Below are 16247 nucleotides of genomic sequence, written 5' to 3' on the forward strand. Positions count from 1 at the left end.
CATGTCCTCGCCCGATTCATCATCGCAAGCCGAAGGGAATGCAGCCGCGGAACTTGCTGAACTTCGAGCAAGTGTAGACAGCATCGACAGCGCCCTGCTACACGTTCTTGCGGTGCGGTTCGACATCACACGACAGGTAAGCGAGCTCAAGGCTAAACACTCGCTTCCTGCCTCAGATCCCCAGCGCGAGGCCGAGCATTTGAACGAGCTCCGCGCGTTGGCTACAGCGAGCGGGCTCGAACCCTCGGTGCTGGACCCAGTCTTTTCACTGATATATGGCCGAGTGGTGCGTTCACACCAGGACGTTGCATCTTCGCACCAGTTCGACGCATCGCTTGTGGCTCAGTCACTAGACAATCGAAAGACCCCGTCATTAAGAAGGAGCTGACCTGTCACGCAACTCGCCCGATGGGACAGTGGGGAGGTGCCGCGTGAGGATCCTCCATGTTGGCGGGACAACCCAGAGAAACGAGGAACTAACAAGATGCGCGAAAACTACGTCCATACGCCACCAGGCCGTCCCGAGCCGGATGGTGATGCCCTTGAAAATCTTCTGCATGAGAACCGGAGGTTCGCGCCGACCCCGGAGTTCGCCGCGGACGCCGTCGTCGGCGCCGGGGTCTATGCGGAGGCGGAGGCGGACCGTCCGGCGTTCTGGGCGAAGCAGGCCCGGGAACTGCTGGACTGGGACACGGACTTCAGCCAGGCCCTGGACTGGTCCGAACCGCCGTTCGCGAAGTGGTTCGTCGGGGGCAAGGTCAACGCCGCGTACAACGCCCTGGACCGGCACGTCGAGAACGGGCTCGGGGACCGGGTGGCCATCTTCTTCGAGGGCGAACCCGGCGACACCCGGACCTACACGTACGCGCAGCTCACCGAGGAGGTGAAGCGGTGCGCGAACGCCTTCGAATCCCTGGGCGTGGTCAAGGGGGACCGGGTGGCCGTGTACCTGCCCATGATCCCGGAAGCGGTGATCACGATGCTGGCCTGCGCCCGGATCGGGGCCGTGCATTCGGTGGTGTTCGGCGGTTTCTCCGCCGACGCCCTGCGCTCCAGGATCGATGACGCCGAAGCCACACTCGTGGTGACCGCGGACGGCACGTACCGGCGCGGCAAGCCCAGCCCGCTCAAGCCCGCCGTGGACCAGGCCCTGTCCAAGCCAGGACATTCGGTGGAGCACGTCGTGGTCGTCAGGCGCAACGGCGAACCCGTGGACTGGCACCAGGGCCGGGACCGGTGGTGGGAGGACACCGTCGGGACCGCGTCGGGGGAGCACACCGCCGTCGGGCATGATGCCGAACACCCTTTGTTCATCCTGTATACCTCCGGGACCACGGGCAAGCCCAAGGGCATCCTGCACACCACCGGCGGGTACCTCACCCAGACCGCGTACACCCACAGGGCGGTCTTCGACCTGCACCCGGACACGGACGTGTTCTGGTGCACCGCCGACGTCGGCTGGGTCACCGGACACTCCTACGTCGCCTACGCCCCCCTGGTCAACGGCGCCACCCAGGTCATGTACGAAGGCACCCCGGATTCCCCGCACCAGGGCCGCTGGTGGGACATCGTTCAAAAGTACAAGGTCTCCATCCTCTACACCGCCCCCACCGCGATCCGGACCTTCATGAAATGGGGCAAGGAGATCCCGGCCCGGTACGACCTGTCCTCGATCCGGGTCCTGGGCTCCGTGGGCGAACCCATCAACCCCGAAGCCTGGATGTGGTACCGGGAGGTCATCGGCTCCAACGCCGGCAAGAACGGGGAAAAGAAGGAACACCCTGCCCCGATCGTGGACACCTGGTGGCAGACCGAAACCGGCGCCCAGATGATCGCACCCCTGCCCGGGGTCACCGCGACCAAGCCCGGCTCCGCGCAGGTCCCGCTGCCGGGCATCGCGATCGACGTCGTGGACGAGACCGGCCAGTCCGTCCCGGACGGGCACGGCGGCTACCTCGTGGTCCGCGAACCCTGGCCCGCGATGCTGCGCGGCATCTGGGGAGACCCGGAACGGTTCAAGGAGACCTACTGGTCCCGCTTCGAGGGCATGTACTTCGCCGGGGACGGGGCCAAGAAAGACGAGGACGGGGACATCTGGCTCCTGGGCCGGGTCGATGACGTCATGAACATCTCCGGGCACCGGCTCTCCACCACCGAAATCGAATCCGCCCTCGTCTCCCACCCCGCCGTGGCCGAAGCCGCCGTCGTCGGGGCCGCCGACGAAACCACCGGCCAGGCCGTCGTCGCGTTCGTCATCCTGCGTGAATCCGCCCCGTCGGGACAGGACAGCGGCGACGCCACCATCGCCGAGCTCCGCAACCACGTCGGCAAGGAAATCGGCCCCATCGCCAAACCCCGGCACATCCTCGTGGTCCCCGAACTGCCCAAAACCCGCTCCGGCAAAATCATGCGCCGCCTCCTCAAAGACGTCGCCGAAGGCCGCGAACCCGGCGACGCCACCACCCTCTCCGACCCCACCATCATGGCCCAGATCGCGCAATCACTGAAGAAATAGGAGCGGCGCAAGCCTGCGCCGACTGCAGGATAGAAGCTGTATTGGCCTGGAGGCAGATCGTCGAAACGACCAGATCCATATCCGCGGATCTGGTCGTTTCGCGCCTTATGTGGTTGAGGGTCTAATCACCGGACTTCAAGGCGAGCGCGGGACTCGACCACGGTCAGCCCGGCAATGACGGGCAGTCGGCCTCAGCCCATTGCCGGATCACCTAAAGCTGGCTGTGCGACGCAATGGCGGGGTCGGAGCCGATTCGGGCACCGCTCTCGAGCTGTGTGATGGCGGCAAGGTCCTCGGGAGTCAGGGTGATCGCCGCAGCGTCGGCGTTTTCCCGCATACGGCTAGTCGTCGAGGACTTGGGAATGGCAATAATCCCTGAAGCGACGTGCCATGCCAACACGATCTGAGCCGGTGTGGCGCCGTATTTGGCGGCCAGCGATTTCACCGCGGCCGCATTCAGATCGGCCCCCTGCCCCAGCGGGCTGTACGCCTCCACCGCAATGCCCAAGGCACGGCACTTGGCCGCCAACTCCTTCTGCTGGAACGTGGGGTGGATTTCGAACTGGTTCACCGCCGGGACCACATTAGCGTCCTGCAGTAGCGCGTCCAGATGCTCGCCGAGGAAGTTGGAGACACCGATGGCACGCACCACGCTGTTGGCGTAAAGCTTCTCCATCGCCTTCCAAGCTTCGACGAAGAGCCCCTGCGAGGGCACCGGCCAGTGAATCAGGTACAGATCCACGAAGTCGACACCAAGCGCTTTCCGGCTGTTCTGGAAGGCCTCATGCGCGTTGCCCTGCTCGCCGTTGCGCAGCTTGGTGGTGATGAAGATTTCATCCCGGGCAATGCCTGAGGCAGCGATGGCTGCTCCGACGCCGGCCTCGTTGCGGTAGGCGGCGGCGGTGTCTATGTGGCGGTAGCCGGCCTCAAGCGCATCCTCGACGATTCGCTGGGTCTCGTCCGGCGGAACCTGGAACACGCCGAAGCCGATTTGCGGAATTTCGACGCCGTTGTTGAGGGTCACGGTGGGTGTGGTGGTTTCTTGCGTCTGCGACACTATCGATTCTTCCGTCAGTGAGATTGGACCCTTCGAGCGCCCCGCACGAAATTCGGTGCGAACCGTGCGCCCGGGCTTGCAAAATACGCTACCTATCTTGGGACGTCGTGTCAGCCGGTATGCCACTCCCTGGTTTTCCTAGGAAGGACAGTCCTACCTTCCTTGTAGAAAGCTGTGATCGGGACGTGGAGAATAGGAATTATGGGTCAAAGCGCAGAGTTTGGAAAATTCCTGAAGGCCATGAGGTCACGGCTGAAGCCCGAGGACGGCGGCCTGCCAGGCACTTCGGGTGTCCGACGGGTTCCCGGGCTGCGGCGCGAGGAGATAGCCCGGCTGGCGGACGTGAGCACGGACTACTACACGCGCCTCGAGCAGGGCCGCAACATCCACCCGTCCAGGGCAGTACTGGACTCGGTAGCCCGGGCTCTGCGCCTGGATTCCAGCGAACAGGCGCACATGATGGACCTCCTTGAGAACTGTGCGAAGTCCCAGCGTCCACCCCTACCGGCCCAGAGCGTTCGGCCCGCCCTGAAGCAACTGCTGGATGCCGTGGGAAGCGTGCCCGCACTGGTACTGGGGCGCCGAACGGATGTTTTGGCCGGAAATCATCTGGCTTTTCTCCTGCTTGCCGATTTCCCGTCCATGCCTGCTGCCGAGCGGAACCTGACTCGCTGGATGATGCTCGATCCGCGAGCAAAGGAACTCTTCCGGGACTGGAATTCCGTAGCGGCCGAAGCGGTCGGAACCCTCCGAGTGGACATTGGCCGGCATCCGGACGATGCCCAGGCCAATCAGCTCGTTGGCGAACTCGCAGTTCAGAGCGAGAACTTCCGCCTGTGGTGGGCCGGACACCGGGTGGCCAGGAGGTCTGCGGGCAGTCTGCGGTTGCACCACCCCGTCGTCGGCGACTTGGAACTGAACGTTGAAAACCTGACGCTCCCGGACGACCCGGACCAAGTGCTGCGCGTATTTTCCGCAAAGCCCGGCTCGCCGACGGCCGATTCCCTCACACTGCTAGGCAGTTTCGGCGCCGAGGCGGCGACCGTCTGGGAGCCCACACAAACAACAGACAACACGGATGCATCCGGCGCCGGGTTCTTGACTGATTCGGCTTAGGAGAATTGGGCCCTCAGTGGTTGGGGCATTCCGAATACTCTGACCATGCATTCAAAAAGTAGAGGCCATCAACCGCATATTCAGTCTTGCGGATGCCGATCCGAGCTTGGCCTCAAAGGTGGAGCGGACAGGATCCAGAATCCCGGCTGGGCGTGACCCCGCGGGCTCGTTGAAGTGCATCGTCCCATCCCACGGGTGCTCCGATGGCGTGCGCATAGCTCAAATGGGCCTTTTGCGCTCGGGTGCGGCCAGAGCTGGCTCGGTTGGTTCGTCCCAGTGCCGTAAACCTTTTATTTCGCCCTGAAGCTACACCGGCCGCTCGAACCTTCCTGCTCCAGACAGGTCCCGGATCTTCTATCGATCCTCCAGAGGCAGGCATCGCGGAGCAATTGGTTTTTCCAGCGCGGCGATGCCGGGGTGCGGGCACCGCGATTGGGCCGGTCGGGCGTCGAAGGAGCTCGTTTCCGTCTTGCAGTTGATGATTCGCCGTCAGGGTAAATGCGTCGGCTGCTCACTTCCGGATTTCCCGCCTTCCAATCTTGGCCATGGCGACCTCGACCTGGCGAATCACAGCATAAACGAGACACGGTCGTTGCAACTCCCAAAATTCTGGGTGTTGCAACGACCGCTAGAACCAAGGTTTAGACGGGGCCCGTTATGGGTTTAGCCGTGGTCTTGTTGCTATTTCCCGGTCCCGATGGGGGCGTTGTCGCCGTCGCCGGGTCCGTCGGGTACTTCGTTGGGGAAGAGGATGCGGGCGTCTCCGGGGTAGGGGGTGGTCCAGTTGTGTGCGGCGTACCAGTCGACCCGGTTGAGTCGGCCGGGATCGACGCGGTCAGGTCCTGACCAGTCCTGTTGCGCCGACCACGTGCCCCATGCAGCGGCTGCGCCGGTGAGGGTGTTCGGTACCCCGTTCAGGGTGTCGAGCGGGATCTGGTTCGGCTTAGCTGTGTACGGGGTGGTGTCTGCTTTGTTGGTGAATGCCGAGTACATGGGTTCGGCGGCGAGGTCCATCTGCGTCATGGGCGGCAGGGCGAGGATCTGCTCGATGGTGCGCACGACGTTGAGCTGGGTGTAGAAGTCGCTTACGACCGCGTTACGGCGGGCATATGGGGACCAGATCAGCACCGGGGCGCGGTGGCCATCGACATGGTCGACACCGTTCTGGCTGTCATCTTCGACGACGAACACGGCGGAGTCCTGACCGAACTTGCTATGCGAAATGCCGTCGATGATCCGTCCCACTGCAAGGTCGTTGTCGGCGACCATGGCCGAGGGTGTTGGGGAGCCGGCCGAAGTGCCGGCGGTGTGATCGTTCATGATCGTCATGATGTTCAACTGCGGCAGGTTGTTGTTTTGTTCAGCGCTCTTCAGGTCCTTGAGGAACAGGTCGGCCCGATACTGGTCCGGGATCTGCAGCTGGAAGCCCGGGAACTGCGGCTGCAGGATCTTCGTGAGCGAGGGCACGTCGGTGGAGGCGTGGAACGCGTCCTGCGGGATGATCGCTGGTTTGCCGGCTTCCTGGGCCAGGGTGTTCTGGTACCACTGGGCCCAGCTGTTGGTGTCGTTGGCGCCGGTGGCGCTGGTCCACTTGTTCGTGTACTCGCCCCAGTCCTTGGCGCTGACGCCGTGCGCGGCAGCGTTGTCCCAGAGGAACCCGGTGGAGCCGTAGGCCATCGCGTCCCCGCCGTTGTAAGGGTAGCTTCGGGTGTAGTTGCTGATCGACTGGTTCAGATACTCATCAACGTTGGCCTGTGTCAGCCACTGGTGGCCATCGGCGGACATAGTGCCCGAGGAGTAGGTGTTATCCAGCAACGGTCCTTGCTGGACCAAGGCATGGAAATTCGGGGTGGTCGCCCCGCCGAACTGGGCTAGGGAGGGTGCGCCGTTGCCGCGGGTGTCATCGCCCAGGACTTGGTCGTACGTGCGGTTTTCCTTAACGATCATGAACACGTGCTTGATGGTGGAAGGGTCACCGGCACGCTGCGGGATCGCCGCCGGCTTCGCTTTGCCCTGATCGCCCTTGGCCTTTTGCTGGTCCTGCCACGCGGTCCATTGGTTGTTTGACCAGACCTGCTTGGTGTAGTTGGGCATGTCGTTGGTCTTGGGGATCGGGACGGTGCTGACGAGCCCGATGTCCGAATATACGCTATGCCCGGTGACGGTTGCGGTGCCCGCGCCCTGGCTGTTGGTGGCCTGGGCGCCGAGGGAACCGACACCCTTCTGCGCGGCCACGACGATCTCGCCCAGGGCCTTGTCGAGCACCACGGTGCCGGGGTACCAGCCGGTGGGGATCAGGCCCTGAAAGCCAGCCGGTGTCTGGGCGTTGCTGTAGTCGTAGACGGCGACTGCGTTCGCGGTTCCCAGGCTCACGGCCAGATGCGTCGGATCCAGCATCGTCAACGAATTCGGTTCGCTGCCGGTCGGCGCACCCGGCAACGGGTTGACGTTGATGGTCTGGGCAACTTTGCCGGTCTTGGTATCCAGCACCGAGACGGTGTCGGAGTTGGAGTTCGCGACGAACACGTCTGTGCCCTGGACCATCAAGGCCGAGGGGGCCAGACCCACGTCGTAACTGCGCACCACGGCTCCGGTCGCCGGGTCGACCTCCGAGACGGTACCGGTGGACGGAGAACCGTTATCGGTGTTGGTGACAATATCCGTACCGTAGGAGAGGTTGGTTTTATCCCCTGGCACCGCGGTGCGCCCGCCCTGGTTGGCCACGAACGCGTGCGCACCGGCCACCACGACGTCCCGCGGCGCGTTGCCGACCGCAACCTGACGGACCAAGGCCCCGGTACCCGCGTCCAGGACAGCCATGGTGTTGGTTCCGTTCAGGGTGACCAGGATCTGCTGCCCGCCGGGGGCGAAGGCAAGACTGGCCGGCAACGGCTGCTTACCGCTCACGCCCGGCAATGCCACGACCACCGGGCTGGACAGCGTCCCGTCCGCGGCAACCGTGAAACGCAGCAGGTTTGATTTCTGCCCGGCCCACAGGCTCTTGCCATCCGCTGAGTAAAGCAACCCGCCATACCCGGCCTGTCCGCTGCCGGTGCCGGCCGGCGGCGTGTACTGCTGCAGGACTTTATGCCCCACCAAGTCGGTCACGGTGAAGGTGCCCTTCCCGTCATAGGTTTCATTGACCGAAGTGTGACCGTCCGGGCTCACGGCCAAAGCCATCGGCCTACCGGTCTGCTCCACCCCGGACCCGGCCGGGGTGACCAACTGGTTACTCGCGGTCAGTACCGACCCGTTGGCCTGGCGCCCGATCAGGCGCTGCCCCCAGTCGGTGTTACCGGCCGCATAAGCGCCGCCGCCAGCCAATACCAGCGCCACGGCGGCAGCCGGAATGGCCACGCCCTTACGCAAACGTCTTTTCTTGCCCATGCTGTATTTCCCCTCATCAAGAAGTCCTAGCTGCTGCGAACCCGCAAGGGTACGCAGTTCGGCCCATCAATGAGCCCGTTCGTCTGAAAAGCTGCCTGTGGCTAGTGCCCATCCCGCCAGGAGCGTCAGGACACCCCTACACGCGACCGGCATTCTGTGGTGTGCACCGCGGAGGTCCATTCCGAATTTCGATGTCATGGCACCGCAGCAGATCCGCCGCAGCAGATCCGCCGCAGCACCACGGCGAGCCGGTTCCTCCTGTGTCGCTGCGGCTAGAGCGCAGGATGGAGGATCAATTCCAGTTCAGGCCGTTCCACCAGTTGTTGATCTGCTTGCCGATTCCGCTATGGTTGCCGTTGTCGTTGCCGTTGGAGTCCTTTCCGGGGACGACGGCCCCGGTCGTCGGATTCAGGATGACCTTGTCCGTGTTGGGGTGTTTGAAGTCGAACATGTTGGTCAGCGGGCCCGCGTGGGCGTCGAGGGAGGAACCACCGATCTGGCCGGTGCTCCAGTTGTCCTCGATCAAACGCAGAATGGATGTCTGGTCCGTCTGGGTGTGGTCGACAAAGTTCGTCTTCGCGAACGGAGAAACCACGATCAGCGGCTGGCGCGGGCCCGGGCCGCAACGGTCCGCGTAGCCGCCGGCCATGGGTACGCCCTTGTTGTACGCGTTCAGGCAGAACGCGGCATCATCGGGTGAGTTGGAGGAGTTCTTCACGGCTGCTGCTACGTGGTCGTACCATCCGTCAGAGTCGTCGTAGGCAAGGATGACGGCGGTGCTGTCCCAGTTCTGCGAGTTCTGGATGGCATTGACCTGCTTAGCAACGAAGGCCTGCTCGTCGATCGGGTCGGAGCTTCCCGGGTGGCCATCCTGGTATTGGGGAGCCTTCAGGAACGACACGGCGGGCATGTTGTTCGAGTTGACGACCTGGTCGAACGCCGTCACGTCGTACTGGTGGTTGGCCTGGCCGTTGTGACCGATTTCTGCGACCGAAGCCGGCGGCAGGTGGTGCGGGTTGGCGGTGGAGGCATAGTACTGGAACGGCTCGTGGTGCGGGGAGTAGTCGACGATGGAGGCGCCCGTGACGTTGGTGTGCGTGCTCAGGCAGGAAGCGGGCGTGGCTCCGGACACCGGGGCGGTCGGCGTGAATCCGCCCTGGAACCATCCCCAACTAACACCCTTGGCGTTGAGCAGATCGCCGATGTTCTTACCTTGCGCGCTGGCCACGTTGTTCGTGGTCTTATGGCTGCTGTTGGAGCAGTCGTCGTAGGCCGGGTCGGGGTCGTTGATCACTGTTCCGACGCCGCTCGAGTTTGGGACGCGTACGGTGCTGGTGCTGGCTGTCGGAACGACGGGTGCACCCGCGGCAGTGAATTCCTGGATACCGTGCGTCTGGCCCGAGACCAGGTTCAACGCGCCCGGGGTTGACGGGCCAAAGCCGGTGCTGAAGGACGAGTCGCTCATGGCGTAGTTCTGGGCGTAATTCCACATACCGGTGACGGTGTTCCCGTCGTAGTAGTCCATGGTCAGGCCGGGCGCGCCATATTGGTTCGCGGCACACACGTCCTTGCTGGTGTTCTCAACGAACTTGTTCATGAGGCCACCGTTGTAGGCCAACTGTTCGGCGGTGTAGGTGTGGTTCTGGTCGCAGGTGACGGCCTGTGCCGGTGTCAGTCGCTGCGGCTGGATGGAGTTCGGGTTGTTCGGTCCCAGCAGGCCGTCGTGAGCCAGTGTGGCAATGTTCGTCGGCGTGTTCCTGGCGGCGGTGAACTGGGTTGCCGGGAGCCCGGTTCCCTGCTGGGTTTCGCCCGGCGTGTTGGCAGCCTTGGGGTAGGTGGCAAAGTAGTGGTCGAACGAGACGTTCTCGCCGAAGATCACCACCACATGCTTGATGGGTGTGGACGTGTCCACATGGTTTTCGCTGGCGGTGGCCGGGCCGGCGCCGAAGCCGAACAGGCCGGCGGTGAGGGTGGAGGTAGCCAGGACCGCTGCGCCGGCGGCGGCCGCGAATGGTTTCCAGGTGAATCGATGAGCGAGGTATCGCATGTGTTCTTCAATCTTTCTCGATGAGGTACCCGGCGCGACTTGCCGGTGTGTCAGACCCGCCCGGAAGGCTGGCCGGGACCAAAGGGTAAGGGACCGGTCTCCTTGGCCGGCCCGCTCCCGCTGCACCTGTTTGCAGCAGGAGCGGGCCGACGTGGTTCAGCCGCGGACGGGGTTTGGTTTTATTGGCCTTTGTCGTTTCCGCTGCCGACGCCTTGGCGGGTGTTGTCGGTGCGGGGCCGCTGCAGTGTGAAGGATTCGAAGGCGGCCAGCTGTCCTTGTGGCCCGAGCACGTTGTAGTAGGTGACTTGCAGTTTGGTCATTCCTCCGGGCTGGGTTCCCGGGTCGACGGTGAAGGCGGCGAATCCGTACGAGTTGGCGGCGTCGCGCTTGGCCGACCAGGGTGCGTCTTCCTGCGTGTAAACCGGTGGCCGCCTGTTGGTCGTAGGGTTGAGCGGTCCGACGCTAGTAATAACACGGCAGGCGGGCGGGTTGTAGAACATCTGGTTGGAGGTGACTGAGGTGCCCCCGCCTCCCAGAACCATGTGCACGGTGCCCTTGGTAGTGTCGATGATGTCGGTGTTGGTGTCTGCCGGGATTGGGGTCAGTGTCGCGTTGGGCTGCTGGCCGCGGATCGGGTGAGATCGTTCGTAGTGGTGTTCGTGGCCACAAACGACCAAGTCGACGCCGTATTTATCGAACAGCGGCACCCATTCTTGCCGGACGCCCAGATCGGCGCCGTTGAGCGCGCTCGCGGTGCTGATGACGACCTGGTGCATGCAGATTACAACCCAGTCGATGTTCTTGTCGGACCGGGCAGCGATCAGTTCCTTCTCAAGCCATGCTTTCTGCGCGCCCTGGGAGTATCCGCGGACGTAGCTGCTTCCGCTGTCCTGGATGCAGATATCATCGTTGGCCAGGCTGATCACATGCACGGAGCCGACGGTGAAGGAGTACCAGAGCCCGCGGGTGATGTCGGTTTGGCCTGGCTGCGGCGGTACCGAAAAGTATGTCTGGTAGGCCGCGTAGCCTATTGGCCCGTTGCCAAGCTCGTTCTCATGGTTGCCCGCCGCCGGCATCCATGGACGGTGCCGGGCGCTGCGGGAGTTGTTGTCCCAGAAATCGGTCCAAGTGCGTACTCGGTCCACGGAGCCATTGGCGTAGCAGAGGTCGCCGTTGAACAAGTGGAACAAGGGCTGCACGCGTTCGATTCCGGCGGGCATGTCCCCCGCAGCGGGCGAGCCGAGATTGTCGTTGACCCACGGCGGATTAGCGAGCGTAACTCCGGCCGGCGGGACGTACTTCTTTCCCAACGTCGGTGTGCCCTGGTCGCCGAAGCTGGTGAAGGTGAAAGCCTCGCGGCCGCGCGGTCCAGTACGGAAAGAACCAAACTCAGGCTGCGCGCCGTCGTGGATGGCCGCGTAGACGTAGTCGTGGGACGATTTCAGACCGGTGAGTTTCGCATGATAGGCGTAAACGATTTGACCGGATTTGCCGTCGGTGTAACTGGTCTGCACTGCATCCTGGCTCTTGCCGTAGCTTCCGTCCAACTCACCGAGCATCGCCCGGGCATGGCTGACCGGCTGCAGGGTATGCCATGACACCACGACTTCGCTGGACGCGTCCGCCCCGAACTGGAGGTGCAGGCCGTTCACGATCGGGGTTGTCAGCGGGTCACCTACCGTCGTCGGCAACGCCGACGCTATACCGCCGGCGGCCGCGGTCGCAGGCGCCGCGCCGGCCAGTGCTGCGCCGGCACTAGCGACTCCGGCCGCCGCGAAAAAACCACGTCGTGAAAATGCTGTACTAAAAATTTGTCTGTCATCTGTCATGTTCAACACATTGCCGGGGCAACGGTGGCCATTCGTGAAGGATAGCCAAATCTACAGCCACAAACAGATGAACAATAGGATTCGGGGTAATCGTGTACGAATGCTTCGCAGAAGCAAATGGCTTGACCCACTCGGATGCCTCGTCCGAGATCAGAGACTGGCTCAGATAGGGGTGGTGACTGGGGGTTTCAGCACCAGAGCCAGAGCTAGGCAAAGCACGTACGCTTCCCCACCACAGCGCGACGGCGACGCTGAACCGTCAGCTGCGGGCTGGCGTCGCGGGTTCCTGAGAGCTCAGGTAATTGAACAGCTGTCGGACCCCGAACGTCCATTCCGGCAGTTCTTCGGCGGCGGCCACGTGGTTGACGAGCGAGCCAAGGTGGCGGCTCTTGATGGTGACCACGTCACCCATCTTGTGGGTGAATCCCAGCCCGGGCGTGTCCCTGTCCTGAGCGGGTGCGAACAAGGTACCCGTGAACAGGGCGAAACCATCGGGGTACTGGTGGTGCGGGCCGAAAGTGGCCGCCACAAGTTCCTCGAATGACCTGCTGATTCTGGCCACGGAATTGCGGCCCTCCATTGCGTAGCCGTCCGTACCTTCCACCCGCAGCAGGATCTCTTCCTGCCGGACCATGTCCAGGGTAAAACCCTCGTCAAACAGCCGAATGAATGGTCCCAGCGCGCTGGAGGCATTGTTGTCCTTTGCCTTGCCCAAGAGGAGCGCGCTGCGGCCCTCGACGTCGCGAAGGTTCACGTCGTTGCCCAGGGTCGCGCCCACAACGTCTCCCCGCGAATTGACGATGAGCACGAGTTCCGGCTCGGGGTTGTTCCACGAAGAAAAGGATGGAATACCCACGCCGGCGCCAAGACCCACGGACGAGAGCACGGGCGCCTTAGTGAAGACCTCTGGATCCGGCCCGATTCCGACTTCCAGATACTGGGACCATAGACCTTCGGCGATTAGAACACGTTTGGCCTCCGCGGCCTGAAGAGACCCGGGGCGCACCGCGGTGATGCTGCCGCCGAGTGCCTTGCCCACGAGCTCGCGCATCGCCGTGGCCCGGCTGGCCTCTCCGCCGCAGCGTTCCTCGATGACGCGTTCGATCATGCTGTCCACAAAAGTCACGCCGCACGCCTTGATGACCTGGAGGTCAACCGGAGCCAGAAGGCAGGGTCGGCTGGTTTCCTGCCGGAGGGACGCCTCGACGACGTCGGCAGTCTTCCACCGTGGTTCGATCCCCGAGCTGTCGGCAATTGCCGAGCGAACATCGGCAGCCGGGTCTGTGCGCTCCAACAGCTCGGAGACCGTGCCGGCCAGGCGCTGGATGTCGAACATGTCCTCTCCGTGGACCGCCACCACACGGGGACCGGCGGTTTCGAAGTCCCAGATCCGGCCGATCAGTAGCGCGTCTCCGGCGTCGTCGGGTAGAACCGAGGCAGCGGTATGGCGGGAGTTCATCGCGGACCTTCAATCGACGGTGAGTTAGCGACACGTCCCCTGCCGCGCCACTCGCCGTCCACTCGTTGCGGCACGTTCCAAGGGTTGGCATCCCGCAGTGGCTCGGGCAGTCGCGCCTCGGGGAACGACTGATAGGCCACAGGCCGAAGGAAGCGGCGGATGGCGGCCGTTCCAACGGAGGTGGTGGCCGATGTCGTGGCGGGATATGGTCCACCGTGGTGCTGGGCATAGCTGACCGTGACTCCGGTCGGCCAGCCGTTCCACAGCACGCGACCGCTGACGTCCGTCAGCCGGGCGGCGAGCTCGGTAACGTCGTCATCCGGCTCTGCCTGCAACGTGGTGGTGAGCTGCCCCTCGAGCATTCCTGCAAGGGCCGCAAGTTCGGACTCATCGCCGTATTCCACAACTACGCTGGCCGGCCCGAACATTTCCTGACGAAGGATCGACGGATCACGGCGCACAGCAGCTGGGGTGGTGTGAAGTAGGGTTGGCGCCGGCGTCGCCGCGAAGTCGCCTTCCACCAGGACGTCAACACCGGCCTTGTCCCGAAGCTGTTCTACTGCCTCCCGGAAGCCGTGATGCAGCCGCTCACTCAGGAGCTCGGCAGGTGAGAACCCGGACAGGGCATCGCTTAGCAGCCTGCGAACCTCATCCCGGCCGCCAGCGGGGACGAACAACAGTCCCGGTTTGGTGCAGAACTGCCCCATGCCCATAGTGAACGAGCTGAAGTAACCGTTGACAATCTCGCTTCGCCGGGACTCCCAGGCTCCCCTGGTGACGAAAACGGCGTTTATCCCGCCCAGCTCGCCGAAGAAGGGGACAGGCTCCGGCCGCGCGGCGGCGCGGTCGAACAATGCCCTGCCGCCCGCCGTCGAGCCTGTGAACCCAATGGCCTTGATCAGCGGATGGTCTACCAGCGCCTCGGCCGCAGGGCGTCCGTTCACCAGCGAGAACAGGCCGGAGGGTGCGCCAGCGCCGTCAAGTGCGGCCATCACGGTTTCCGCCGTGCGCGCCGCGAGTTGCCGGTGGCCGTCATGCGCTTTGTGCACGACGGCGCAGCCGGCGGCCAAAGCCGAGGCGCTATCGCCACCCATGACACTGAAGGCAAACGGGAAGTTGGATGCCCCGAAGACCGCCACAACGCCGAGTGGGACGTTGACCCTGCGGAGATCCGGCCGCGGGCCCATCCCCCAGCGGGCGTCCGCATGGTCGATCGTCGCGTCGAAGTGTTCGCCCTGCCGAATTTCTTCGGCAAAGAGCCTCAGCTGGAAGACGGTGCGCTTCAATTCGCCTTCTAGCCGTGGCGTGCTGAGATGTGTTTCCCTGCTGGCCAGCTCCACGAGGGCGCTGCCGCCATTTTCCAGCCCGGTTGCCACGGCCTCCAACCATGAAGCACGGACCTGCGGATCCGCTGCGCGGCCCTTTTCGAAGGCACCGTGGGCGGCCTCCACCCTGGCGTTGAGCTCTTCGATGGTGGTGTTCATCGTACGCCGCCTGCGGGAACCAGGGACGCGCCCGTCACGGCCGCTCGGTCGCCCACCTCAAGCCAGCCGGCACCGGTGGGGAATTCCCATGTCGTCCTGGATGCGCTCAGCATCTCGGCACTCGTCCCCGGGCGGCGGGGCGCGGTGTACCGGCCGTTGAGGATGCGAACGGGCTCGGCGAAGTGTTCGTGCAGGTGATCCACGTATTCGATCATCCGGCCTTCCTGCGTGCCGGTGATGGCGGCGTAGTCAAAGAAGGAGAAGTGCTGCACCAGTTCACACAGCCCCACACCGCCGGCATGCGGGCATACGGGCACATCGAAGCGGGCGGCGAGGAGGAGGTTCGCGATGTTTTCATTCACACCACCCACGCGGGTGGAGTCGAGCTGAAGGACATCGATGGCGCCGGCCTGCATGAGCTGCTTGAAGACAATTCGGCTAGCCACGGCCTCGCCGGTGGCGACACGAACCGGCCATACTCCCCGGCGGATGTCCGCGTGGCCCAAGATGTCGTCGGTGCTGGTGGGCTCCTCGATCCAGTACGGGTCATATTCGGCCAGCTGCTTAATCCAGTCGATGGCTTCGGACACCTCCCAGCGCTGGTTGGCGTCGATGGCGATAGGAAGGTTTCCCACTGCTTCCCGGGCGATGGCCATGCGGCGGCGGTCGTCGTTTATGTCCCCGCCCACTTTGAGCTTGATCATCGAGAAGCCGTCCGCAACGGCTTCCTTACTCAGCCGCACCAGCTTCTCATCGCTGTAACCGAGCCACCCGGGCGACGTGGTGTAAGCCGGGTAGCCGTCGGTCATGAGTGACGCAATGCGGGCAGCCTTGCCTTCTTCGCCGGCGCGCAGGATGTCGAGCGCCTGCTGCGGGTTCAGGGCGTCACGGATATGCGTGAAATCGACGACGTCGACGATTTCTTCGGCGGGCATTTCACTGAGGAGCAGCCAAAGAGGTTTGTTTTCGCGGCGGGCACGGATGTCCCAAAGGGCGCTGACCAACGCGCCAGCCGCCATTTGCGTGACGCCTTTTTCCGGGCCAAGCCAACGGAGCTGCGAATCGTGGATAAGGCGCTTGGACGCGTTGCCCAGATCGTAGATCAACTCATCAATATCGCGGCCCAGCAGCAGGCGGGAGTAGGCGTCGATGGCGTACGTAATGATGTCGTTCCCGCGCCCGCAGCTGAACACCAAGCCGTGCCCCTCGTCGCTCGCGTCCGTGCGGATGACAACGTAAGCCGCAGAGTAGTCCGGGTCAACGTTGACCGCGTCGGAGCCATCGAGTTCCAAGGACGTGGGAAACCGGACGTCCTCGGTGGTGATGGAAATGATGGAGGGCATGAATCTCTTC

At 63.7% G+C, this 16247-nt stretch carries 10 protein-coding genes; 3 read left to right on the forward strand and 7 right to left on the reverse strand.

Going from position 1 to position 16247, the window contains the following annotated elements:
* The first annotated feature begins 1 nt into the window (after position 1).
* The gene (locus ABD742_RS11595; RefSeq protein ID WP_234753469.1) at positions 2 to 388 is read left to right on the forward strand and encodes a chorismate mutase; all 387 of its coding nucleotides are present in this window, start codon (positions 2 to 4) and stop codon (positions 386 to 388) included.
* Positions 389 to 484: 96 nt separating this feature from the next.
* The gene (gene acs, locus ABD742_RS11600; RefSeq protein WP_344787990.1) at positions 485 to 2515 is read left to right on the forward strand and encodes an acetate--CoA ligase; all 2031 of its coding nucleotides are present in this window, start codon (positions 485 to 487) and stop codon (positions 2513 to 2515) included.
* 211 nt (positions 2516 to 2726) lie between these two features.
* Here the strand turns inward: acs and ABD742_RS11605 are convergent, their stop codons facing one another.
* Entirely contained in the window at positions 2727 to 3572 is an 846-nt protein-coding gene (locus tag ABD742_RS11605; protein WP_234754138.1) for an aldo/keto reductase, read from the reverse strand.
* A 201-nt stretch (positions 3573 to 3773) separates the two neighbouring features.
* Here ABD742_RS11605 and ABD742_RS11610 point away from each other — a divergent pair, with 201 nt between their 5' ends.
* Positions 3774 to 4688 (forward strand): helix-turn-helix transcriptional regulator, encoded by a 915-nt coding sequence (locus ABD742_RS11610; protein WP_234754137.1) that lies wholly within the window; start codon positions 3774 to 3776, stop codon positions 4686 to 4688.
* A gap of 681 nt (positions 4689 to 5369) precedes the next feature.
* On the opposite strand, the gene ABD742_RS11615 is transcribed toward ABD742_RS11610, so the two are convergent.
* From ABD742_RS11615 to ABD742_RS11640, 6 genes are all read right to left on the reverse strand, one after another.
* The gene (locus ABD742_RS11615) at positions 5370 to 8075 is read right to left on the reverse strand and encodes a bifunctional YncE family protein/alkaline phosphatase family protein (protein ID WP_234754136.1); all 2706 of its coding nucleotides are present in this window, start codon (positions 8073 to 8075) and stop codon (positions 5370 to 5372) included.
* A gap of 292 nt (positions 8076 to 8367) precedes the next feature.
* Positions 8368 to 10122 (reverse strand): phospholipase C, encoded by a 1755-nt coding sequence (locus ABD742_RS11620; protein WP_234754135.1) that lies wholly within the window; start codon positions 10120 to 10122, stop codon positions 8368 to 8370.
* 179 nt (positions 10123 to 10301) lie between these two features.
* Positions 10302 to 11951 (reverse strand): purple acid phosphatase family protein, encoded by a 1650-nt coding sequence (locus tag ABD742_RS11625; protein ID WP_234754134.1) that lies wholly within the window; start codon positions 11949 to 11951, stop codon positions 10302 to 10304.
* A 259-nt stretch (positions 11952 to 12210) separates the two neighbouring features.
* On the reverse strand, positions 12211 to 13410 hold the full coding sequence (locus ABD742_RS11630; RefSeq protein ID WP_344787995.1) for a fumarylacetoacetate hydrolase family protein: 1200 nt from the start codon (positions 13408 to 13410) through the stop codon (positions 12211 to 12213).
* On the reverse strand, positions 13407 to 14894 hold the full coding sequence (locus tag ABD742_RS11635) for an aldehyde dehydrogenase (NADP(+)) (RefSeq protein ID WP_372460983.1): 1488 nt from the start codon (positions 14892 to 14894) through the stop codon (positions 13407 to 13409). Before ABD742_RS11635 ends, ABD742_RS11630 begins: the two co-directional genes overlap by 4 nt.
* A complete protein-coding gene (locus tag ABD742_RS11640) occupies positions 14891 to 16237 on the reverse strand; it encodes an enolase C-terminal domain-like protein (protein ID WP_234754132.1) in 1347 nt (448 codons plus the stop codon). Before ABD742_RS11640 ends, ABD742_RS11635 begins: the two co-directional genes overlap by 4 nt.
* Positions 16238 to 16247: the final 10 nt, after the last annotated feature.

Origin of the sequence: Arthrobacter ramosus (genome assembly GCF_039535095.1) — a bacterium.
In the GTDB taxonomy this organism is placed as follows: domain Bacteria; phylum Actinomycetota; class Actinomycetes; order Actinomycetales; family Micrococcaceae; genus Arthrobacter; species Arthrobacter ramosus.